Raw genomic sequence first — 21993 nt, forward strand, 5'->3', positions numbered from 1 at the left:
GCGCTCGGTTCAGCAGTTGGGCTTTTGAGCGGGCGTCACGATGCCGAAGACGTTGCCCATCGGGTCGTTCACAACTGCGATGACATCACCGTTCTCGGTCTCCATTGGATCGCGCAGGATGGTGCCACCATTAGCCTCCACCTTCTCGATGGTCGCGTCCACGTCCTCAACTTCCATATAAGTGAACCAACCTAATCCTGTATGCGGCGCAACCGGATGATTGGCTCGCATTAGTCCGGCGACCTCCTGGTTGCCGTTCAGGAAAATAGTATAGCGATCCTCGGGAGAGCTGGGCTCCTGGGTCTGATCATCAGCATCAACGACCTTCGTATTCCAACCCATTACCTTGGAATAGAAGTCTGTCAGCTTTTCCGTTTCTGGGGCGAGCAATTCACTCCACCAGATAAAGCCTACACCGGAGCAGGAACCGCGGTTCGGTGTGGTATTTGTTGTTGCCTCGACGGCTTGCGCAGGCGCACACGCCAACACGAGCCCCGCAAAGGCCATAGACGCCACCAACTTAACGTGCTGACGAAGGTTAAGAGTCTTAAATAGACGGGCACCATTTTGGGGCGTCTGGATCATAATCGGATTCGACATACTGTCCTCTAAAGGCAGGTTTTACAATTTTGAGAGCCAATGAGGGGACAGAAGCAATTCCAATGCCAGGTGCAGAACGACGGATTTCGTGAGTTCGGTCGTTTAATAAATGCATGACCTGCCGCGGTAATAAAAAATTTACAATGTGCCCTGTGATGCCAATTGGGTTTGGTATTTTGTTTGCTCAGTAAATAATTCGTCGCTTCGCACCCAACACCTCTGCATCGAACTGCTCTCATTCCAGCACGAGACACACTGACGAAATGGCCCACCGTAACTATCACGAAATTGATGCCAACAGCCCTTCGGCCTGCGGTCGCGCGCTTGGTAAAATGTTTGGATCTATCATTAGGGGCTACCTCGCCGAATCCCGTGAAGACGAGGACTGGCAGGAGCTGTTGAATGAAGCCAAGCCGCTGCTCCAGCAAACCGCTCGTTACTTTCCCGCTTATGTCGAGGAATTGGACGCCTATGCCGATGCGGCTGGTGTTCCTCTAATCGAACTGTGGGCGATGAGCATCGAGGATGAACTTGGCGATGACGACTATGAGAAATGCACGACGGTCGTTACCAACAACGGCCGCTTAATCGCTCATAATGAAGATTGGGATCCGGATGCATCCGACGATATCTGCATCCTGAAAAAGAGATGCGGAGACACGACAACTCTAGAGCTTTATTATTATGGCTGCCCCTTAGGGGGGACGGCCTTGTCCATCAGCTCGAACGGTTATGTGCAAGCCATCAACAGCTTGGATCATACGGACTGGCAGATCGGCGTTCCTAAGCTCGTGATCGCCCGCAGAATGGCCGAAATTCGTAGTTTAGATGCAGAGCTCAACGGTGTTCTTGCTGTTCCGCGCTCTTCGGGCTTTGCTCACAATCTCGTAGGCAGCGATGGGGATGTTTGCGTTGTGGAGTGTACCGCTATGCGACACAGCGTGCGGTATCCAGACACTCCCAGCATTCATACAAATCATCTACTCTCTCCGACGCTAAGGTGTTTCCAAGACGAGACCGACGGCAAAAGTACATTCCGACGTTACGACAGCGCGTGCGATCTCGCCCGGCCGGGCATGGACATGGCCTCGATGAAAAAGCTGATGAGTGACGAAAGCCGGGGCGCCGTTTCAAGCCTGTTCAATCGCAATACCATCGCGCGAGCTATCGTCGATATAGACCAGCAAACAGCGAGTTTCTGGTTACGACGAGAGCGCAAAAAAGGCTGGATTGATTACCCGATAAATTTCCTCTGCGACAAGACAGAGTTCATCGCATGACCTTTCCACTTGCGAAGCGCATTTGGACGACAGCGAGCAGACAGCGCTTCATGTGGGGAAGCCTAGTGCTGGCTTCCATTGTCACTTTGATATTAGCTAGCTTTTTGTTGTCACGGGGCCCAGCAAAGGAGCCTTTCACGACCGAGCAAATGAGGTTTGTCACCAATGTTGTGCCGGGTACGACAAATGACGAACCCGTCGAAGTCCAAGCTACGCTCTACATTCCAAAGGCCGTAGAATTTCCCATTCCCGCGGTCGTGATCACGCCCTCGAGCAGTGGTGTCGAAGAGACGCGTGAGGTGTACTACGCGCGGGAGCTAACAAAGGTCGGTGCTGCGGTGCTTATCATCGACAGCTTCGCATCGCGCGGCCTGACGGATTCTCTTTATGACCAGAGCGTGTTGGAGCAATGGGATGTCGAAAACGACGCTATTGCTGGCCTTGCCAAACTGGTCGCAGACGAGCGTTTCATTCCGGATCGCATTGCGATTATGGGCGTATCGAAAGGCGGCACCGTCGCAATGGATACTGCCTTGACGATCCGGCGCAAATGGATGGGCGTAGACGATATCGCCTTTGCAGCACACATTGCCATTTCTCCCGACTGCACTTGGATTACGCGCAACGCGCAGACAACCGGGGCGCCCATACTATTTATGTTGGCTGAACTTGATGATCAGACGCCGGCCAAACCCTGCCTGGCAGAATCCTTGCGCATAAAGAACGCGGGAAACGAACGCATTGAAACCAAGGTGTATAAAGGAGCACATCACGCATGGGAGGAACTTGGCTGGTGGCCTGAACACGATCCTGAGGCTGAAAACTACTCGAAATGTCGTGTCTGGATTGAGGATGACGGCAAAATGTACTCAGCGCACACGGGTGAGCTCCTGCCCGAGGATGATTGGCACTCTTGGGCCAGAGACTCCTGCATGATCCAAGGCGTGACGTGTTGCGGTGGTTCATGGTCTCTTAAGAAACAGGCAACGGACGACATCATTGCTTTTCTGCGTCGGGCGGGCGTTCTTGACGAGAAACCTACAAGCTGACGCGGCTAGAATTGCTGGCCTAGTGAGCCTGCAAAATGCCGGACACATCTGACATCGATATCTCCAAGCTATCAGATGATGTAACCAACGCCGCGCGAAAGAATTCCGGCGCGGGCAGGTCATAAGCGAACCAATGTTCCGATCCTTGAGGCATGCTCGTATCCTCGATCTCGCGGTCCGGCGTCATCGAGGAAATCCGCTCAAGATTGGCAGAAAAACCACAGCCCGTCGCTTTGAGGTATGCCTCTTTGCGGGTCCAGATGGTGAAGAAGATTTCGCTGCGGTCAAGCCGTGGAGCGCGCTCGACGGCTGCATATTCCTCGGGACTGAAGATCTCAGCCGCCACTGCCAAATGATTGATGGATTTGTCGGCGCGCTCGATGTCGATTCCGACAGCGCCCGGAGCAATCGCGATCAAGGCACGGCCGGCCGCGTGCGATACGTTGAAATGGATTTGATCGTCTCCGACAAGGCGCGGCTTTCCGTTCACACCTGTGGTGAACGTGAAATCTCTCGGACTTCTATCTGTGTATGCGCCGAGAACCGTTCTGAGTAATGCACGGGTTTTGACGAACTCCTCTCGCACCAGAAGATGGCTGATCGAGGCAGCTCTCTTCGCTTCACTGGAGTCCAGAATCGGATAGCAGTCCTCTGCCGTTAAACGGCAGAGGTCCGCCCCGTACACACGGATTTGGGTCATGGCTCACTCCCGCGCGTTGAAAGCCGGGCGCGGGCCAGTCCTTTGGGGTTGTTACTCGGCGGCCATCACGGAAGGCTTCGCCGTGGGGAGTACCGAAGGAAGACGTGCCAAAATGGCATCGCGGCCACCTGGAGCACGCCATTCGGCACGCGCTGCGGGATCAAGCGTCCTCAGCGGATCGAAGTAGAAGTACATCCGGTTCCGATCGACCGACGGCGACCGGTAGCCCGTCGCTCCGAACTTCGAGTTCTGATACTCGAAGCTGTGGACGTCGCGCTTGCCACCGCCACCTGGGGTGTCCACGATGAACAATGGCGTGTTGAATCCGGCGGTCGCCCCGCGCACCTCACGCTCCAGCATTTGCATGTCACTTACTGGAACTCGGAAGTGCTCTGTACCCATGACCATGTCGCATGAGTAGACATAGTAGGGCTGGATGTTCACGGCGCTCAGCTTCTTGATCAGTTCGATCATTGTGCTGGGATTGTCGTTTACGCCGCGCAGGAGAACCGCCTGGTTGCGAACGTGAATGCCATCCGAAAAGAGCCGACGCATAGCCTTCTCAACCAGCGGCGTGACCTCGCGCGGATGGTTGAAGTGGGTGTGAACGAAGACGCTCTTGAATAAGGAGCGGCCACGCTGCGCCACCTCATTGATCGCTTCGTACCAAGGATCATCCGAAAGGAACTTCATCGGTTGAACGGAAACCGATTTGGTTGCGAAGCGAATACGCCTTACGTGCTCGATGTCGAGGAGCGCATGGCCGATGAGTTTGATATTCGCTGGCTTCAGGCGGGCGATGTCGCCGCCGGAAACCACAACGTCCTCAATGCTTGGGTTTGAGCGGATGTAGTTGAGGGCGGCCAACCAGCCGCTTGCACTTGTAACCGTATCTTTTTGCAACGACTCCGTCGCCTGGCCTACGGCATAGCTGCGCGTGCAGTATTGGCAATATACCGGGCAAACAGAGGTGACGAGGAACAGAACCTTGTCGGGATAACGGTGTATCAGGTTCGGAGCCGGCGATGTTTTACGCTCGTCCAGCGAGTCTACTGACGTGCATGGATGATCTTCTTCAAGCTCGGAGAGCATCGGCAAGAACTGCCGGCGAATTGGATCGCTTTCTGCATTGCGCCAGTCAATCAAGTCGAGGATGTATGGATTAAGCCGGATTGACATGCCGACCTTTTTCAAACCCTCGCGCATTTCGTTAACAAAGCTTTCCGGCGCGACATTTCCAAGCGCTGCCTCAAGCTGATCAATTCGGAAAACCGAATTCTTATCTTGCCATTTATGATCAAGAAATTCTGACTTATCAGTCGCAGCATAGAGCCCCGACGTATTCTCAAAGCCCAGGATGTCGGTGTGGGGCATGGTTCAACTCCGCCTCAAATTCGTATCAAATTTGAACAACTGGCCATACCCTGCGCAAATCACAGACCGATTCCTGGTTAAGCTCGACGCTCCTCCTCTTAGTGGTTAAAAAAGTATTTACAGATCCGTTTGCTTTTTTCTGGCTATAATCGGCACGAAGTTTGCGTTCCGACACAAGCACCAATCATTTTTTCGCGCATGTGGCGGTTTTCATGAGTTCTGTTCTTAAAGAGAATAAATGGCGTGATGCGGCACTTGCGGCCGGTGATACGCTCGCCGCTGCTGATTTTGGTATCGACGCACGGACTGAATCGCGAGAAACGCGCATTCAATCCAAATCCGACTCTCTCATGTCTCGACTGGATCAATTGTCTCGTTCCGGTCGATCATGGAAGCCAACGCGGATGGCGCCCTGCCTCCACGAAATATTCGAGCGACAGGCTGACCGCACACCCGACGCAATTGCTCTTGAATGCGGCGATAAGGCTCTGAGCTATCTCGAGCTGGAAGAGGAAGCCAATAGAATGGCGCGCTACCTGCGCGCTCTTGGTGTTACCCCCGGACGCTTTGTGGGGATTTCACTCGACCGGTCTCAGTGGCCCATTATTACGATTCTGGCTGTCCTAAAGTCAGGCGGCGCCTACGTTCCGATCGAACCTTCACTGCCAAACGACCGCATTCGCTATATCGCGGAAGCCGCAGATCTGGCGATTGTCGTGACAGAGGCTGAATACGAGGCGCGCTTGTCAGAGATCAGCGCTGGCAAAGTCGTGACCGTCGAGCAGTATCGTATGTCCGCGAGTGGCTATAGTGACACGCGCTTATCGCGTAGCGAGTCGCGCGTCCAAGCGGACGACATCTGCTACGTCTTGTTCACTTCCGGCACGACAGGGCGTCCGAAAGGCGTCGTTACGGAACATCGGAATGTCGTTCACTTCGTTGAAGCCTTCAATGAAGTGTGCAGCACGACGGCCGACGATCGCGTTTACCAGGGTTTTTCTCTGGGATTCGATGGCTCCGTGGAAGAGATGTGGATGGCATTCTCGAACGGCGCGACGCTCGTCTGCGGCGACAAGGCCACGCCGCGTTTCGGTGCGGATCTCGCGGACTACCTCAAGTCCCGGAAGATAACCTTCCTGTCGACTGTTCCCACGTTGCTGTCCACTCTGACACAGAACATTCCTTCTCTGAGACAGCTCGTTGTTAGCGGAGAGGCTTGCCCCGCTGACCTCGTGAACCGCTGGTGCCGTCCAGGCCTTACGATGCGCAACGTCTATGGCCCAACGGAAGCGACGGTCAACACGACGGCGAGCGTACTTGAGGCCGGAAAGCCGGTAACCATCGGGCGTCCGCTCCCGGGCTATAACCTGCACATTCTCGATAGCGAGATGCGGCCTGTTCCGCATGGGGAAAAGGGCGAGCTTTACGTCAGCGGCGATGGCTTATCTCGCGGTTACCTCAATCAACCGGAACTCACTGGGCGTGCCTTCATCTCGTGGGCGCCGCCGTCTGATGCCGTCTCCGATGAGCTAGCGACCTCTCAGACGCTCCGCCTCTACAAGACTGGCGATCAGGTCCGCTGGAATTCTGACGGTGAACTGGAATTCTTCGGCCGCATCGACAGTCAGGTCAAGCTGCGGGGCTTCCGTATCGAGCTGTCTGAAATCGAAGCAATTCTCGTCGAACAGTCAGAGATCACGTCGTCTGCTGTCAAAGTCTATGATGCCGATGGTGTTCAAAGCCTTGCCGCATATGTGCTGCTAACAGAAGGCGCAGGCGCCCTGGACCGGTCGCACTTGCTTGCCATTCTTCGGGATCGGCTTCCCACCTATATGGTGCCCGCCTATCTCGACGTCTTAGACAAGTTCCCGATGCTGACCAGCGGCAAGGTGGACCGTAATCGTCTGCCTGCACCAACGCGCGCGCTGGTGACAGAGGACGCTTCGACCGACGCTGAAATGTCGGAATTTGAAGAGCGCGTCGCTGCGGTCTGGGCGAAGCTTCTGAAGGTCCCCAAGGTTGGGCCTGAGCAGAACTTCTTCACAGATCTTGGCGGACACTCGTTGCTTGCCGCTCAACTCGTTACGGCGCTGCGTGCTGACTTAAGCGTAAGCGTACCGGTTCGTGACACCTATGCGCATCCGACCGTTCGGCAGTTAGCGGCCCATATTGAAAAGGTCAGCGCTCAGGCCAAGACCAAAACGGCGGCCACGGCTGCTACGGCTGTTCCAGCCAAGGCCATCGCCCCGAAGCGCCCCTGGTCAACCGTACTATTTCAAGTCCTTTATATGCTGTCGATTGTGCCGCTACTGGCTTTGCCGATCGTCTATATTCTGCCGCTCGCCATGGAGGCGTTACAGAAACGTGCCTCCGTTGTCGAACTGGCCATCACGAGCCTTGCGGTCGTCCTGGCCACCTGGCTGGCGCTGGTTGTTATCGCAATCGCCGCAAAGTGGACCATTATCGGACGGTTCCGCCCAGGTCGTTATCCTCTGTGGGGCAGCTATTACCTCCGCTGGTGGATTGTCTCTCGTCTGCAGCACCTGAGCGGGATGTCGGCTCTCAACGGTACGCCGTTAGCGCCTGTCATGTGGCGACTCATGGGTGCACGCGTTGGACGACGCTGCGTCCTCAACCCGAGCCTCATCTACGCGTGGGACTGCATCAAAATCGGAAACGACGTCAGCATCGGCGTTGACGCGCAGCTTCCTGCATTGCGAATGGAGGATGGTGAACTCGTCGTCGGCAACGTGGAGATTGGCGAACGCTGTTTCATCGGCTGCCACTCCGCTCTCGGCCTGAACGTCAAAATGGGTGCCGATTCTCGCCTCGACGATCAGTCGATGCTTCCCGACGGATCCATCGTCCCGGCTAGCGCTGCCTTTCGTGGCTCGCCAGCTCAGCAGAGCGAAGTTGCGACACCCGAGGGCGCTCCCGTCCTGTTTGGCTGGTTCCGTCTTACGACGTTCACATTGCTGCAACTCTCGTTGGGTTTCATCGTCACGCTTGTGACAGTGGCCCCCGTCGCCGTGTCAGCATGGCTCACCGCGATGTTGGTGTTGCATTACCCTGCGAATGTCGCCGCCTTGGGCTTTCTTGCGATCATACCCGCAACGATGATCTTCTTCGCTCTCTGGGTCGGGCTCTGCAAGAACCTCGTTTATCCCAATCCGAAGCCGGGCGTTTATAAAGTCTACTCAATTGCCTATCTGCAGCATTGGCTATCCAGCCTTGTGATGCAAATTGCGCAAGTTATCGGCATGCCGATTTTCACGACCCTCTATCTGCCGGCGTGGATGCGCTACCTTGGAGCACGCCTCGGAAAACATACCGAGATGTCGACGGTCTGGCGCGTCAATCCTGACATGCTGATCGCAGGTGACGGCGTATTCTTCGCCGATGGAAGCATGACGGGAAGTACGCGGACGCACCTTGGCCGTTTCGAAGTCGCGACCAACGAAATCGGCGACCGCTCCTTCCTTGGAAACAGCGCCATTTTATCGACCGGCGTGAATCTCGGCAGCGATTGCCTTCTGGGCGTCCTTTCATCATCGCCGCATACGTCGGATGCGATCCCTGACGGCACGGACTGGCTTGGTTCACCGGGTTTCCGCCTGCCGAACCGTCAGAAAGTGACGTGCTTCGATCAGCGGCTGACATATAAACCTTCGTTTTGGTTGTACTTCCAGCGTGCACTCATCGACGGCCTCCGCGTCGTTCTGCCGGGATACGTCTTTGGCGGCATCGGGATTGCGAGCCTGCTCGTGGTCGTGGCCGTCTACAATTGGTACGGCGTCTGGGGCGCATATACCGCTATTCCGGTGATGTCCTGGTTCGCGCTGATGACCTGCATCGGAACCGTCGTCGGCCTCAAATGGCTTGTGATGGGACGCTTCAAACCCGAGGTTGTCCCACTTTGGAGCCGTTATGTCTGGTGGAACGAGTTGATCAACGGCCTCTACGAAACGCTCTTGGCGCCGCTCATCACGAACTTCTTCGGTACGCCGTTCGCATCCGTACTTCTTCGGCTTATGGGCTGCAAGATCGGCCGCTACTGCTACATCGAAACGGCGCTGTTCTCAGAGTTCGATCTGGTCAACATCGGCGATCACGCGTCACTGAACGCCGGCACCGTGGTCCAGAACCATCTGTTTGAAGATCGCGTGATGAAGTCGTCAGAGCTTCACATTGGGGAAGGTTGCACAATCGGCAACATGAGCATTGTTCTCTACGACACCGTTATGGAGCCGGGTGCGGTTCTGGGTCCATTGTCGCTGCTCATGAAGGGTGAGACGATGCCCAAAGGCAGTCGGTGGCACGGCAGCCCAACGGTATCAGCTTGATTATTGCGTCCGCCTGTCACCCTTCGACAGGTGGACGCCCCTGACGAAACAGGCCTTTCCCAAATTCGATCAGCGGTGTGACCACGTAATGCGCGATAGGCATAACCGCGAAACCCACTGCGAGACCAAACAAGCCGTCCAGTGTTGCCTTCACAATCCATTCCAGCGTTACACCAGCCGCCGGCACAGTATGGCTGACGGCAGTGGCTGCGTCATGGATGATGTGTCCTATCCCGGTCCAGCCAAACACCTCGACTCCGTGAATTACGATGGAGCCGCCTACCCATAGCATTGCCGCAGTGCCAACTGTCGAGATGAACGCCATCACGCCGGGCATACTTCTCACAATTCCTCGACCAATGGCACGGGTCACCGACCAATCGCCGGTCCGGCTGAGCTTTAAACCCCAATCGTCCGCCTTCACAAGAATCGCAACCGTTCCGTAGACGAGGGCAGTAATTCCAACGGCGATGAGGGCGAGCACGGCGGCTTGCATCCAGATAGTTTCAGCTTCGACAGTCGCCAACGCAATCGTCATGATTTCCGCTGATAGGATGAAGTCGGTCTTGATCGCACCAGCGACCCGCTCGCGTTCCAGACGCGCGGCATCCAGTGTTTCGGGTTTGGGGCCGTGATCCTTCGACGGTACGAGCCAGTGTAGTATTTTTTCGGCACCCTCGAAGCAGAGATAGGCGCCACCCAACATCAGCAGCGGCGTCAACAGCCAGGGAAAGAACGCATTCAACAGCAGTGCAGCGGGCAGAAGAATAACGATCTTGTTGAAAAGAGAGCCGCGCGCAATCTTCATCACGATGGGAATTTCCCGGGCGGCGGGGAGCCCGTGCAGATACTTCGGCGTTACGGCGCCATCGTCGATCACGACGCCGGCGACTTTCGTGCCAGCCTTCGCGGCCTGGGTCGCAACGTCATCAAGTTGAGCAGCCGCCAATTTTGTGAGGGCCGCGACATCGTCGAGAAGGGCAAGCAGACCGCTCATAATTTCCGTGCTCCTCTGAGTGTTTCAGGACGAAGGACGATGCAGTTCGTAAACTTGGAAGCTGTTTGGCTTATGGCGTTCCAAGCGCTGGCGCGCAAGACCTAGGGCGCGCGGCGTGGGTGTAGCCGACCTGGCCAAATTCCATTCACGACCAATTCCGAGCAGAGGTCTATAAGCAATCGCGCCGTCGCGAGACTGGCCCGTGGCCGAACGCTATCCTGTCTCGTAGCGAGATGAAGCGTCCAGTCTATCCGCGGTTGAACGAGCGGTATCGCGGCGATCGTCCCCCGTTCAATGTGCTCTCGGACGAGGTAGGTGGGAAAGATTGTCGGATATCCCTTTTGCACCAACGATACGATGCCAGGAAACGAATCCACATCGGCTATGATCTTGAGACTGACCCCCTCGGACTTCGATATTCGATCGATTAGTCCCCGAATGCTGTGGACCTGGCTCGGCATGACGAGTTCCAACTGGTCGAGCTCATCGAGACGGATCTGCTTGCGCGACGCCAATTCATGCGAGCCTGAAACCAACAGCCTGGGCTCTTCGATTAGGATCGGCTCACTACGCAAACCCGCCATGGGTTGAATGTCGAAGAGTATTGCCATGTCGAGCCGCCCCAACTGCAGCTGCTCGACCAGCACGCCGCTCATCGCTTCAATGACATGAAGACGCACGAGCGGGTGGCGTGTGCACAATCTATGGACAAGTTCCGCCGTAATGCCGCCCGCTACAGTAGTCGGAAGGCCGAGACGGACGTCGCCGATCGGCTCCTCGATGAGGTCCTGCGCGACCGTGGTCATATCAGCTACATCATGCAGAATCGCATAGGCTTTCTGCAGAACGAACTTCCCCTCTTCTGTGACGTCCGCTCCGCGAGAATGCCGCGCAACCAATTGAACTTTAAGCTCATCTTCCAGCCTCTTTAGTGAGGCGCTCAACGCTGGCTGCGTTAGATTGAGTTTGCGCGCGGCACCCGAAAGACTCCCCGACTCCGCGATGCCGATAAGCGTCCTTAAATCTCGCAGTTCCATATGCCCCCTCTGTGCTGCACAACACAGTTGCAAGTACTGCAAATAATTATAGCATCGTTTCTTTGATATAAATATTATTTATACCTAACATATCTATTTTTCGTATTGTCAATACGCCTTTTTAATCAATAGCGTAATCAAACGATGATGGCCGATGTAATAACCGTGCCACATGCCGTTTTGTTGTGAATCTAAACAGTATACGGGGGTATCTTATGATCGCGCGGCGCGGGTTTACCGCTGTTTGCCTATCGCTACCATTAATGGCTCTATCAAGCCTTGCTCATGCTGACACGATCAGCCTGCGAATGGGCTCAGGGCACCCCATAGGCCTTCTCGCGTACACGGAGACGGCGCACAAGTGGTTCGCGCCTGAACTGAAGAAACGCATCGAAGAGCGTACAGAGCACAAAGTCAAAATCCAGGAGCTGCACGCCGGTCAAGTCGCAAAGGTGACCGAGGTTCTGGAAGCAACGCGCGATGGGCTTCTCGACATCGGCTTTATCAGCCTGATTTTTGAACCCTCGAACGGTTTCTTGCAGACGTTCTCGCTGTTTCTGCCGTTCGGCAGCCCGGACGCCGAAGTGGTGACCAAAGCGGCGCAGGCGACCTTCGCAGAGTTCCCTGAGATGAAGGACGTCTTTGAGAAGCAGCACAATCAAGTTTATCTCGGCGGGTCATGCTTGGCTAATTATGGCCTGGGCACGAACTTCGCCTGGGAAAAATTCGCGGATCTCGAAGGTCATAAAATCGCTGGCGCAGGCACCAATCTCGATTGGATCGTCAAAGCGACTCCTGTCGCCTCAAACCTCAATGAAGCGTACCAGTCCATCCAATCCGGCGTATACGAAGGCTATGTGAGCGCCTCGACATGGTGGAAAGCGTTCAAATTAAATGAGGTCGCTCCGTATTTCACAAAAGCTGATTTCGGTGCGCAGTACGTCAACGCCGTCACCATCAACAAGCAAAAGTGGGATCGCCTGCCAAAAGAAGTGCAGGATATCCTCAAAGAGATGGGTGAGGAGTGGGCCGGCGTTACGGCCGAGGTCTGCAAGCGTAACGACGCAAGTGGCCTTGAACAGCTCAAGGCGCTCAAGGTCGATGTCCGCGAAATCTCCGACGAGGCTCGCAAAGAATGGGCAACAGCGTTGAAGGACTTCCCTCAGCGCATGGCCACTGATGCGGCGTCACGCGGGCTATCAGGTGCCAAAGTCATGAACTTCTACATGACGAAGCTCGAAGAGCTCGGCCACAAGTGGCCCTACCGTTACGAAGTAAAATAATACGTTTGCGGCGTCACTGGGTTCTTCATCTACCTCGTGACGCCCACACCCTTCTTTTACATTCCAAGGAGTGACGCCAGGTGTTGCAGACCATCGACACAGTCGTCGAGCGCATCAGCGAAGCTTTGAAATATCTGGCTGCGATCCTTCTTCTTCTGATCGCGGGGCTCATTACCACTGACGTGGTGATGCGTTCTCTCCTGAATAAACCGATCATCGGCATCGCCGAAATCGTCGCGAACGGCATCGTCATCATCGCCTATCTACAGCTCAGCTATACTGTGCGTATCGGCGCGATGTTGCGCTCGGAACTACTCATAAATTGGCTGGGGCCTCGCGGGAAGATCGTACTTGAGACTGTAATCGCCATCCTCGGCATTGGTCTCTTTAGCCTGATCGCCTGGTCGTCTTATGCGCCGATGATGCGCGCCATTGCGACCAGCGAGTTCGAAGGACATGCCTCATTCCAGCTTCCGACGTGGCCCCTGCGCGTTATCATCGTCTCGTGTTCTATTTTCGCAGTCGTCAACTACGTCCTCCTCGCCGTAAAGGCTGTCCTTAAAGGCGAAACCGCACACACCTCCCATGAGGTCCCTGCAGACGAAAGCAGCAAAGTGGGAGCACACTAATGGGCGGGCCTGAATTCGCGATTGCAATCATTGCAGTCCTTCTTTTGCTGGTTATGTGCAGCGTTCCAGTGGTCCTGGCACTCGGGCTATGCAGCTTCTTCGGGCTTGCCTATCTTACCGGTAGCCTCGAGATAGCTGGTTCGCTTCTGGCCAACACGACATATGAAGCGATCCGAGACTACGTGTTCGCCGTCATTCCGCTCTTCGTGTTGATGGGTGAATTCATTTCGCGATCCGGCGCGGCGTCGGATCTCTACAATCTGGTCAACCGCGGCTTTAAGCGGTTGCCCGGCCGTCTGGCGCTCGCGACCGTTGGCGGAAACGCCGTCTTTGGTGCCGTAACGGGTGTGAGCATTGCATCGGCGGCTGCGTTTTCGCGGATCGCCTACCCGCAGATGCTTCGGCACAATTACGACAAGTCGGTTGCCCTGGGATCAATCGCGGGCAGTGCCTCTCTCGGCATGCTCATTCCACCGAGTGTCCTGCTGATTGTCTGGGGTGTGATCTCCGAGCAGTCGATCGGCCGCCTTTTCGTGGCAGGTGTCCTACCTGGCATTTTATTGGCGACCATGTTCTTCGTCTTCATTATTGGTTTCGCCATACTTCGGCCTTCCGCATTCGGCGGCGCTCACGCGAATACGGCGATCACGGAAGATGAAAACGGCGAAAGCCGACTCAATGAAGTGTTCGGTGGCCTCGGCGTTGCGCTTCTCATTTTTGCCGTGCTCGGCGGAATTTGGTTGGGCGCCTTTACGCCAACGGAAGCTGCTGGCATCGGTGCACTGCTTGCTCTCGTCCTCGCAGTCCTAAAAGGCGTTCCGCTTACGGGGCTAAAAGAGGCTGTGCTTGAAACCGGACGTATCTCCGCGCCGCTTCTGTTCTTGCTCATCACAGCGCAGATGTATTCCCGCCTTCTTGCACTCGGCGGAATCGTAGACTTCATCCAGACGCTGTTCCTCAGCGTCGGCGACTCTCCACTGACGATTCTCCTCATCATGGTCGCGGTCTGGTTCGTGCTGGGAATGTTCATCGATTCCGTTTCGATCATTCTACTCACGGTTCCCATCTTCGCGCCCCTCGCGCTGAGCGCCGGGTATGATCCTATCGCGTTTGCCATTATCGGAATCGTCGCGATCGAGGCAGGCCTCCTGACACCGCCGCTCGGCCTGTGCGTCTATACAGTCAAAGGCTGCGTCAACGATCCCGATGCCACTCTCGGGCGTATATTCCAAGGCTCGATCCCCTACTGGATCATCCTCTTGATCCTGGTGTTCCTGGTCGCGGCCTTCCCCGCTCTCGCAACATGGCTGCCATCGCTCATGCAGTGAGCAGCCGCCCCCCCCCCTTACTATCAACGCCAACTACCGGAGGTACGCCCGTGGCACGCCGAATCGTCGATCTGAGTCTGACCGTCGAAGATAATATGCCGGCTCATAAGCTATTCCAGAGCCCCATTTACTTGAAAGCCTTGTCGCACGAAGCGACTCAGTCAATGGGCCTGGGCGTGCCCGGCGACGCCATGACGTTCCAAACAAACTACATCGGAATGCTCGATCACGTCGGCACGCACGTCGACGCGTTCCTGCACGTTAATCCCAAGGGCGCGCCCATCGACGAGATGCCGCTTGACCTGTTCATGGGCAAGGCGGTTTGCTTCGACCTGCGTCACATCGGAGACCTAGAAGACATCACCGAAGCACATATGGCCGAAGCCGAGCAAAAAGCTGGTGTGAAGGTTGATGGGCACATCGTGCTTCTGTGCACGGGCTTCCATGCGCGCAACTGGGGAGATCGCAACAAGATCGTGTGGGGTAACCCCGGCCTCACGGTCGAGGCTACTCGCTGGCTCCACGACCGTGGCTCTCGCATGCACGGTGTCGAAGGCCCTTCAACGGACAAGCCTTCCGACAATATTTTCGCTCAGCACAGGCTGTGCCGCGACCTCGGCATTTCGCACTTTGAGTGGCTCGTCAATCTTGAAGAACTCGTCGGCAAAGGCGAGTTTGAATTCATCGGCCTACCGATCAAATTCAAAGGCGGATCGGGTTCTCCAGTTCGTGCAGTGGCGATCCTGGAAGAGTAATTCTTACACGCTGGGGGAGACGGCGCGCTTCCCCCGCAAAAAATCTCAAAACACTATGGGAGAGAGCGGATGGCGACCGGGTTTGCCTTCATGGGTGTGCGCGAAATGGCGGGCCTTTTTGCCCGCAAAGAAGCCTCGCCAATTGAAGTGCTCGATGATGTCATCGGCCGGTTGTCAACGCTCGAACCCAAACTGAATATGTTTGCGTACCTCGATCTTGAGGGCGCACGCAAACTGGCCCAAACCTCTGAACAAAGAATGATGCGTGGCGAGCGCATCGGCATACTTGATGGCATCCCGACGTCGATCAAAGACCTGATCGCCATGCAGGGGCTTCCGCTTCGTTCCGGGTCGAAGGCCTCGGCGGATACCCCGGCCGCGCTTGACGCTCCCGTCACAGAACGCTTGCGCAACGCAGGCGCCGTTCTCTTGGGCAAATCGACAACCAGCGAGTTTGGCTGCAAGGCTGTTGGCGACAGCCCGCTCACAGGGATAACGCGGAATCCCTGGAACCTTGATATGACCCCCGGCGGTTCGAGTTGCGGGGCGGCTGCGGCCGTTGCCTCCGGTCTGCTTCCCTATACGATTGGAACCGATGGCGGAGGATCGTTACGCATCCCTGGCGCGTTATGCGGCCTCGTTGGCTTCAAAGCGCAGTTTGCTCGCATTCCCATTTTTCCGGTTTCCGCAACACCGACGCTGGCGCACGTTGGTCCATTGACGCGGACCTGCGAAGATGCGGCGGCCGTTCTTTCGGTGATTTGCGGATATGATCGCCGTGATCCGTTCACCGTAGCCGGACCGGTGCCTGACTTTGCGCCAGGTCAGCCCGCCGGGCGGCCTCTAAGGATCGCCTGGAGCCCAACGCTCGGTTATGCGCGAGCCGATGCGGAAGTCCTTTCGCTCTGTGAAAAAGCCGCGAAATCTTTTGAAGCTCTCGGTCACCACGTGGATGTTGTCGATCACGTCATGGACGACCCTGGTGATATCTGGACGGCAGAATTCTATGCCGGCGTGGGGACACGCCTGCGTGCAACCGTTGAAACAGCACCCGAATTGATTGATCCGGCCGTTTTGGAAGTTCTCAAAGAGGCGATTTCTCAAGATATGCGGTCCTACTACGACCGCGTGTTCGCACGGTATGCATTCCGTGAAAAGATGCGTGAGTTCTTTGAGGACTACGATCTGCTTCTTTCACCGACGTTGCCGACGGCAGCGTTCCCGGTCGGGTTGAATACGCCGCCGGGGTACGAGGACAGAAGCATCGTTTCGTGGGTGTATTACACTTATCCCTTTAATCTGACGGGACAGCCTGCTGCTTCCATCCCAGCCGGGCTGACGAGTGATGGATTGCCCGTTGGACTCCAGATCGTGGCCGGGGCCCACGACGATGCCCTGCTGTTCGAGGCCGCCTCAGCCTACGAACCGACCTCAGAATTCACCGCCCAAGCGCAATGGCCCACAATTGTATAGCGTGGGAACTTCCGCCTCCGCTTACTCTTCGCGGAACGCCTTTGTGAACTGATCGGTGATGGGTTTCACGATGTAAGATAGGGCCGTGCGGTCTTCTGTCGTGATGAAGACTTCAACTGGCATGCCCGGAAGCAGCGTCTTATCCCCGAGCTTGGCGAGTTCGTCAGGCAGCACTTCGATGTCTGCCATATAGTTGACCTCACCTGTGGCCGCATCGCGCGTCGTTGCCGGTGACACGCGTGCCACGCGGCCTTCCAATTCAGGTGTCGTGCGCTGATTGAACGTTGAGAAGCGTAGCCTTGCACGCTGCCCTTCCGCAACCTGATCGATGCTTACCGGGGAAACTTTCGCTTCTATCTTGAGTTTGGCGCCTTCCGGCACAATGGTGGCCAAAACTGCAGCCGGAGAAATCACACCACCGATTGTGTGAATGTTCAGTTCGTTGATGGTGCCGGATATCGGCGCGCGAATATCCGTACGCGCCAGGCGATCTTCAATTGCGGTACGACGTTCCTGGAGTTCGGAGATCCTGGTGTTGACCACGCTCAGTTCCCGTTGCGCCTCGGTTCTCGCGTTTTCATCGATGGCCATGATCTGAAGGCGGATTTCTCCAACCCGCGTTTTAGCTCGGGCGATGCCGGCATCAATTTCTCCGCGCTCTCCCAGCAATTTTGTCATTTCACGCTCAATCGTGTAAAGGCGCGGTGCCTCGACAAGACCTTTCTGCAGCAATTTTTTGATCTTTGTGAACTCCACTTCGACCAGTGCAAGTTCATCTCCCTTGGCTTTACGCTGCGCCTCCAGTCCTCTCACCTCTTCACCAATTTGATCGACTTGCAACGCGAGCTGCTGCTTCTGGCTATCCCGATGTGTGCGGTTTCCGGAGAATAAGTGAGTTTCGCCGCGAATAGCACCAGATGCGGTTTCGCTTTCGTGCTCCAAGCCGTCAGGAAAGTCGAGCGTAGCCAAACCATCTCTCTCTGCGCTCAGGCGCGCGCGACGCGCCGCCAGCTCCGCGAGCTGCGATCGAACGATCGAGAGTTCCGCTCGCGTCTGGGCGTCGTCAAGGCGTAGAAGTATTTGGCCAGCTTTAACAAAATCGCCTTCGCGAATAGCGATCTCGCCGACGATGCCGCCATCACGATGCTGAACCGCCTTCAAGTTGCGATCAACATTGACAGAACCTGACGCGATGATCGCGCCTGCAAGTTCGGCTGTCGCAGCCCATCCGCCCAATCCAAGAACGAGCAGCATGCTTAAGGCGGCACCTGTCACCATGCGTGTGCCAACGCGAAAAGCTTGTTCATCATCCAACCTGGACTTGCGCGCCTTGTCTGCTTTGTTGCTCACGGCAATTCCTCTGTGTTCCTATACGCCTTCGACAGTGACAAGCACTTGCAGTTCCGCGATCTCTATGGTCGTTTCCCAGACACCGTCTTTATTGAGATCAGCTTCAATTACTGTGTGGCCCAGTTCTTCGGATCGTTCATCGTGGTAGCGAAGGCGTATGCCGTCATCGTCCACCTCTTCGCCATAAACCTTCTCGAACCGGTCCTCGACTTCATCCAAGACCTCCTTGAACAAGTCATGTTTGGAGATCCGTAAGCGGTCTCCATGCTGGAAATCAGTAATTTCGAAGGCGATTGTCATCAATGTTGACGGGGTGCTCTCTGGCGCGCTGAATTCGAACACGTCGCTCCCATCTCCGCCGGTCATGACGACACCGTTGTTTCTGCCAACGATGAAGTGATCGTCACCACCACCTGTGCGGAAATGCTCGAAGTTACTGAAGCTGTCGCTGCCGATTTCGGCCCCACTCGCCATACCGGACATGATGTTAATCGTCACCATGTCGGTGGCGCTGGAATAATCCAGCCGGTCGAAACCTTCGCCTCCGTCATAGTGGTCGTCGTCACCGTCGCTTGCCGCTACTAAGATATCATTTCCATCGCCCGCTGCGACGGTATCGTTGCCGAAGCCATCCATAACGATATCGTTGCCGTCCCCACCATGGATATCGTCATTGCCTGCGCCACCGTCGATCCTGTCGTCGCCGGAATCGCCGTGGAGCACATCGTGTCCGGCCTCGCCGAACAAGATGTCATTGTGGACACCGCCGTACAGTGTGTCGTTTCCGGTTCCGCCGAACAGCCGGTCGTTGCCATCGCCGCCAAAGATCAGGTCATGGCCGTCGTCGCCAAACAACGCGTCGCTGCCGCCTTCGCCGAAGATGCGGTCATTGCCGGCGCCGCCTGAGACATAATCGTCGCCCAAGCCGGCAAATATGATGTCATGGCCGGTTCCGCCGTAGACGACATCATCACCGTCGCCCGCGACGATATGGTCGTTGCCGCTCCCTCCAGTGATTACGTCATTGCCCGCACCAGCGTCGATGATGTCATCGCCGCCCGCGCCATCGATCTCGTTGGCGCACTTCGTACCGAGCAACATGTCGGCATCATCGGTCCCGATGATCGGAGCCTCTTTGACCACCCAGAAATACGCAAATTGCTCAACGGCGAACTGGCCGTCACTGACCGCATACGAGACGATCACCGGACCAAGTTCAAACGTGTCCGTCTCGAACAGCCAGCCGTTCTCAAGAGGCTTCAAGGTTCCTGTTGATACCTGCAGATTCTGAACCGTCAACGGATCGTTGTCTGGATCGACGGCATTGCGCAGGAGGTCGCTGAGGCCGATTGCCAGCGTGGCGCAACTCGCGATATCCATCAGGTAGACCGGACCGCTCAAACGGGGTGCTCTGTTGGCCTGTTGCGACCCACCGTTACCGGCACCAGGACCGCTACCTGTTTCCGTATCGCTACCACCATCAGGTCCAGATGATCCGGGTGTCGAAATGGAGCCGCCCCCGCCACCTCCAATACCACTGCCTCCCGAGGCGAAGATCTTGCCACTCACATTGGGGTTGTCGTTGGCCGCTACCGGTTGGAAAATAATGGTCTTCGGCGAGAACCACTCTAGTTTCGGTGAAGGATCCATAAACTGAAATGCTGGAGACTCAGATAGCGTGAAACTTAATGGACGCGGCAAATCCAGCACTGCCAAGGACGTGCTCGATCCCACCTTCTCGGTGTTTTCTCCGGTGGGCGTGCCTGCGACCTGACCTGTCGTGGTTTGTGAGGTTGCGAGTTCCGTTTCGTCCTGCTCAGGAGGGGTGTCGGCCGGGGGATCTTCCTGCGTCTTACTCGCACTCGGGAAGATTGACTTGAGGTAGAGCCCTACGGCAGCGAGTAGCACCACGACATACGCTGGCGTCTTTGAGTTCTTGTCCATGCTCTTATGGACATAACGCTCGTGAGGATCATTCTCTTGGGGTGATGTCTTCGTACCCTTGATTTCGATCATGCCGGCACCCTTTGCGCTTGCCGCTCTAGCGGCTTTTCGACGGGCTGCGGATCGGTGTTTACGCTGCGTGGAACAAATTTCGCGACAACATCTTCCTTTCGACCGAAGGACGTCACGCGACCATTTTGAACGACAGCCACCAAATCGACGGCGGCCAAGGCACTTGGGCGATGAGCTATCACAATCACAATGCCGCCGCGCTCGCGCACGCTTCGCATCGCCAGGGTGAGTGCCGCCTCGCCTTCGCCGTCCAGATTCGAATTCGGTTCGTCGAGAATCACCAGGAATGGGTTGCCGAACAGCGCGCGCGCGAGCCCGATGCGTTGACGCTGGCCGCCCGATAGCGATGCCCCTTGCGGCCCAAGTTGGGTCTGGTAGCCATCCGGCATCCGCACAATCATCTCATGAACGCCGGCAGCACGCGCTGCTGCGACGATCTCCGAAGGATCGGCATCGGGATTCAGTCGCGAAATGTTTTCACCGATCGTGGCATCCAACAGTGCGACGTCCTGCGGCAGGTATCCGATATGACGCCCCAACGCTTCGTCATCCCACTGGGATAAATCAGCATCGTCGAGCCGAACATTCCCGCGAAGCACAGGCCAAAGTCCGGTGAGCGCCCGGGCCAGCGTCGTCTTGCCGCCACCGCTGGGGCCGATGATGCCGAGTGCGTCTCCGGCTTTGAGCTCTAAGCTAACCTCGCTGAGCAGCACGCGGCCTACCGCTGGCGCCGCCACGGTGACATTTTCGATCTTGAGCGATTTTGTTGGATCCGGCAGAGCCATCCTCGGTGCCGCTCCCGCGAGCGAAACAACCGTCTCTTTCAAACGTCCGAACGCAGCACGCGCCGCGACCACATTCTTCCAGTTTGCGATTGCCAAATCGATCGGAGCCAATGCTCTCGCAGACGCGACAGAAGCCGCAATAATCGCGCCTGCCGTCAGATCTCCATTAATGGTCAAAAGCGCGCCCAGACCGAGGACGGCGGACTGCAGAAGCATCCGCAATACCCGCGATATTGCGCTGAACGTGCCGCTGATGTCGGTGGCCCGCGTTTGCAGTTCGAGATGCTCGTCGTTCGCCTCGTTGAAGCGTGCGACCGCTCGTTTCGCGAAGCCCATAGCCTTCAGGATCTCGGCATTGCGCGCGTTGGAATCGGCTACCGCATTGCGCGCCACGACAGCCTGCTGCGTTGACTTGGTCAAGCGACGGGTGAGGATCTCAGCAAGGATCGTCAGGAGCGCCAAGACTGCAGCGCCACCAATCGTCAGGGCGCCGAGATAGGGATGCAGCATATAAACGAAGACAAGAAATACGGGCATCCAAGGCAGATCGAAGAGGGCTAGTGGTCCCTGACTTCCCAGAAAGCCGCGCACCGTATCAACGTCGCGTCCGCGTTCGAGTGCTTCGGCCGTCGAAAAGCCGAAGCGTGGCATGTCTATTGCCACCTGATGAGCGATCGGAGCGATGTTCTTGTCGAGCCGCGCACCAATCCGAACGAGGATCTGCGAACGGATGATGTCGAACATTCCCTGGAAGAGATAAAGACCGATCGCAACTGCAGATATCGCGACCAGAGTTGGAATGCTGCCGCTCGTCAACGCGCGGTCGTAGATCTGCAGCATGTAGAAAGCGCCGGTCAGGGCCAGGATGTTGATGATCCCGGACATGACGAACAGGAAAACGAGTATGCCGCGAAACCCTTGCGTGAGTTGTTCGGCCTGTTTTCTTTTATTCGCTGACTTCGCAGCCTCGGAGCGCATGGAGAACTATTCCTCG

The 21993-nt window shown here is 56.3% G+C and carries 16 protein-coding genes; 8 read left to right on the forward strand and 8 right to left on the reverse strand.

Annotated features, from left to right (window positions below; genetic code table 11):
• Window positions 1-9 precede the first annotated feature (9 nt).
• The gene (locus K5845_RS13190) at window positions 10-600 is read right to left on the reverse strand and encodes a VOC family protein (protein ID WP_046477981.1); all 591 of its coding nucleotides are present in this window, start codon (window positions 598-600) and stop codon (window positions 10-12) included.
• Between the two features lie 263 nt (window positions 601-863).
• Here K5845_RS13190 and K5845_RS13195 point away from each other — a divergent pair, with 263 nt between their 5' ends.
• Window positions 864-1880, forward strand: a complete 1017-nt coding sequence (locus K5845_RS13195; protein WP_287959166.1) for a C45 family autoproteolytic acyltransferase/hydrolase — start codon at window positions 864-866, stop codon at window positions 1878-1880.
• The gene (locus K5845_RS13200) at window positions 1877-2929 is read left to right on the forward strand and encodes a dienelactone hydrolase family protein (protein ID WP_287959167.1); all 1053 of its coding nucleotides are present in this window, start codon (window positions 1877-1879) and stop codon (window positions 2927-2929) included. Before K5845_RS13195 ends, K5845_RS13200 begins: the two co-directional genes overlap by 4 nt.
• A 19-nt stretch (window positions 2930-2948) precedes the next feature.
• Here K5845_RS13200 and K5845_RS13205 read toward each other — a convergent pair whose 3' ends face one another.
• Window positions 2949-3629, reverse strand: a complete 681-nt coding sequence (locus tag K5845_RS13205) for a 4'-phosphopantetheinyl transferase family protein (RefSeq protein WP_287959168.1) — start codon at window positions 3627-3629, stop codon at window positions 2949-2951.
• Window positions 3630-3680: 51 nt separating this feature from the next.
• Window positions 3681-5003 carry a KamA family radical SAM protein gene (locus tag K5845_RS13210; protein WP_046477978.1) on the reverse strand — a complete coding sequence of 441 codons (1323 nt, stop codon included), beginning with the start codon at window positions 5001-5003 and terminating at the stop codon, window positions 3681-3683.
• Window positions 5004-5215: 212 nt separating this feature from the next.
• On the opposite strand from K5845_RS13210, the gene K5845_RS13215 reads away from it, so the two are divergent.
• A complete protein-coding gene (locus tag K5845_RS13215) occupies window positions 5216-9346 on the forward strand; it encodes a Pls/PosA family non-ribosomal peptide synthetase (protein WP_287959169.1) in 4131 nt (1376 codons plus the stop codon).
• A 16-nt stretch (window positions 9347-9362) separates the two neighbouring features.
• Here the strand turns inward: K5845_RS13215 and K5845_RS13220 are convergent, their stop codons facing one another.
• Window positions 9363-10343, reverse strand: a complete 981-nt coding sequence (locus K5845_RS13220) for a DUF808 domain-containing protein (RefSeq protein ID WP_046477977.1) — start codon at window positions 10341-10343, stop codon at window positions 9363-9365.
• A 101-nt stretch (window positions 10344-10444) separates the two neighbouring features.
• Entirely contained in the window at window positions 10445-11380 is a 936-nt protein-coding gene (locus K5845_RS13225; RefSeq protein WP_046477976.1) for a LysR family transcriptional regulator, read from the reverse strand.
• 215 nt (window positions 11381-11595) lie between these two features.
• On the opposite strand from K5845_RS13225, the gene K5845_RS13230 reads away from it, so the two are divergent.
• The 5 genes from K5845_RS13230 to K5845_RS13250 all read left to right on the forward strand — a co-directional run bounded on the left by K5845_RS13230 (window position 11596) and on the right by K5845_RS13250 (window position 16848).
• Window positions 11596-12663, forward strand: coding sequence for a C4-dicarboxylate TRAP transporter substrate-binding protein (locus K5845_RS13230; RefSeq protein WP_046477975.1), 1068 nt, complete (start codon window positions 11596-11598; stop codon window positions 12661-12663).
• An 80-nt stretch (window positions 12664-12743) separates the two neighbouring features.
• On the forward strand, window positions 12744-13292 hold the full coding sequence (locus tag K5845_RS13235) for a TRAP transporter small permease (RefSeq protein ID WP_046477974.1): 549 nt from the start codon (window positions 12744-12746) through the stop codon (window positions 13290-13292).
• Window positions 13292-14620 (forward strand): TRAP transporter large permease, encoded by a 1329-nt coding sequence (locus tag K5845_RS13240; protein ID WP_287959170.1) that lies wholly within the window; start codon window positions 13292-13294, stop codon window positions 14618-14620. Before K5845_RS13235 ends, K5845_RS13240 begins: the two co-directional genes overlap by 1 nt.
• A 50-nt stretch (window positions 14621-14670) precedes the next feature.
• Window positions 14671-15375, forward strand: a complete 705-nt coding sequence (locus tag K5845_RS13245) for a cyclase family protein (protein ID WP_046477972.1) — start codon at window positions 14671-14673, stop codon at window positions 15373-15375.
• A 69-nt stretch (window positions 15376-15444) separates the two neighbouring features.
• Entirely contained in the window at window positions 15445-16848 is a 1404-nt protein-coding gene (locus K5845_RS13250) for an amidase family protein (RefSeq protein ID WP_287959171.1), read from the forward strand.
• Window positions 16849-16869: 21 nt separating this feature from the next.
• Here the strand turns inward: K5845_RS13250 and K5845_RS13255 are convergent, their stop codons facing one another.
• From K5845_RS13255 to K5845_RS13265, 3 genes are read right to left on the reverse strand one after another with little or no spacing between them, the layout of a single operon-like run.
• Entirely contained in the window at window positions 16870-18198 is a 1329-nt protein-coding gene (locus K5845_RS13255) for an HlyD family type I secretion periplasmic adaptor subunit (RefSeq protein WP_046477970.1), read from the reverse strand.
• Between the two features lie 18 nt (window positions 18199-18216).
• On the reverse strand, window positions 18217-20214 hold the full coding sequence (locus K5845_RS13260) for a cadherin-like domain-containing protein (RefSeq protein WP_287959172.1): 1998 nt from the start codon (window positions 20212-20214) through the stop codon (window positions 18217-18219).
• Entirely contained in the window at window positions 20211-21977 is a 1767-nt protein-coding gene (locus K5845_RS13265) for a type I secretion system permease/ATPase (RefSeq protein WP_046477969.1), read from the reverse strand. The genes K5845_RS13260 and K5845_RS13265 overlap by 4 nt, the downstream gene beginning before the upstream one ends.
• Window positions 21978-21993 lie beyond the last annotated feature (16 nt).

This window comes from Filomicrobium sp., assembly GCF_025698805.1.
GTDB lineage: Bacteria > Pseudomonadota > Alphaproteobacteria > Rhizobiales > Hyphomicrobiaceae > Filomicrobium > Filomicrobium insigne.

Coding starts and splice junctions, on each gene's coding strand:
- K5845_RS13190 (WP_046477981.1), bottom strand. CDS start 600: ATGTCGAATCCGATTATGATCCAGACGCCCCAAAATGGTGCCCGTCTA.
- K5845_RS13195 (WP_287959166.1), top strand. CDS start 864: ATGGCCCACCGTAACTATCACGAAATTGATGCCAACAGCCCTTCGGCC.
- K5845_RS13200 (WP_287959167.1), top strand. CDS start 1,877: ATGACCTTTCCACTTGCGAAGCGCATTTGGACGACAGCGAGCAGACAG.
- K5845_RS13205 (WP_287959168.1), bottom strand. CDS start 3,629: ATGACCCAAATCCGTGTGTACGGGGCGGACCTCTGCCGTTTAACGGCA.
- K5845_RS13210 (WP_046477978.1), bottom strand. CDS start 5,003: ATGCCCCACACCGACATCCTGGGCTTTGAGAATACGTCGGGGCTCTAT.
- K5845_RS13215 (WP_287959169.1), top strand. CDS start 5,216: ATGAGTTCTGTTCTTAAAGAGAATAAATGGCGTGATGCGGCACTTGCG.
- K5845_RS13220 (WP_046477977.1), bottom strand. CDS start 10,343: ATGAGCGGTCTGCTTGCCCTTCTCGACGATGTCGCGGCCCTCACAAAA.
- K5845_RS13225 (WP_046477976.1), bottom strand. CDS start 11,380: ATGGAACTGCGAGATTTAAGGACGCTTATCGGCATCGCGGAGTCGGGG.
- K5845_RS13230 (WP_046477975.1), top strand. CDS start 11,596: ATGATCGCGCGGCGCGGGTTTACCGCTGTTTGCCTATCGCTACCATTA.
- K5845_RS13240 (WP_287959170.1), top strand. CDS start 13,292: ATGGGCGGGCCTGAATTCGCGATTGCAATCATTGCAGTCCTTCTTTTG.
- K5845_RS13250 (WP_287959171.1), top strand. CDS start 15,445: ATGGCGACCGGGTTTGCCTTCATGGGTGTGCGCGAAATGGCGGGCCTT.
- K5845_RS13260 (WP_287959172.1), bottom strand. CDS start 20,214: ATGATCGAAATCAAGGGTACGAAGACATCACCCCAAGAGAATGATCCT.
- K5845_RS13265 (WP_046477969.1), bottom strand. CDS start 21,977: ATGCGCTCCGAGGCTGCGAAGTCAGCGAATAAAAGAAAACAGGCCGAA.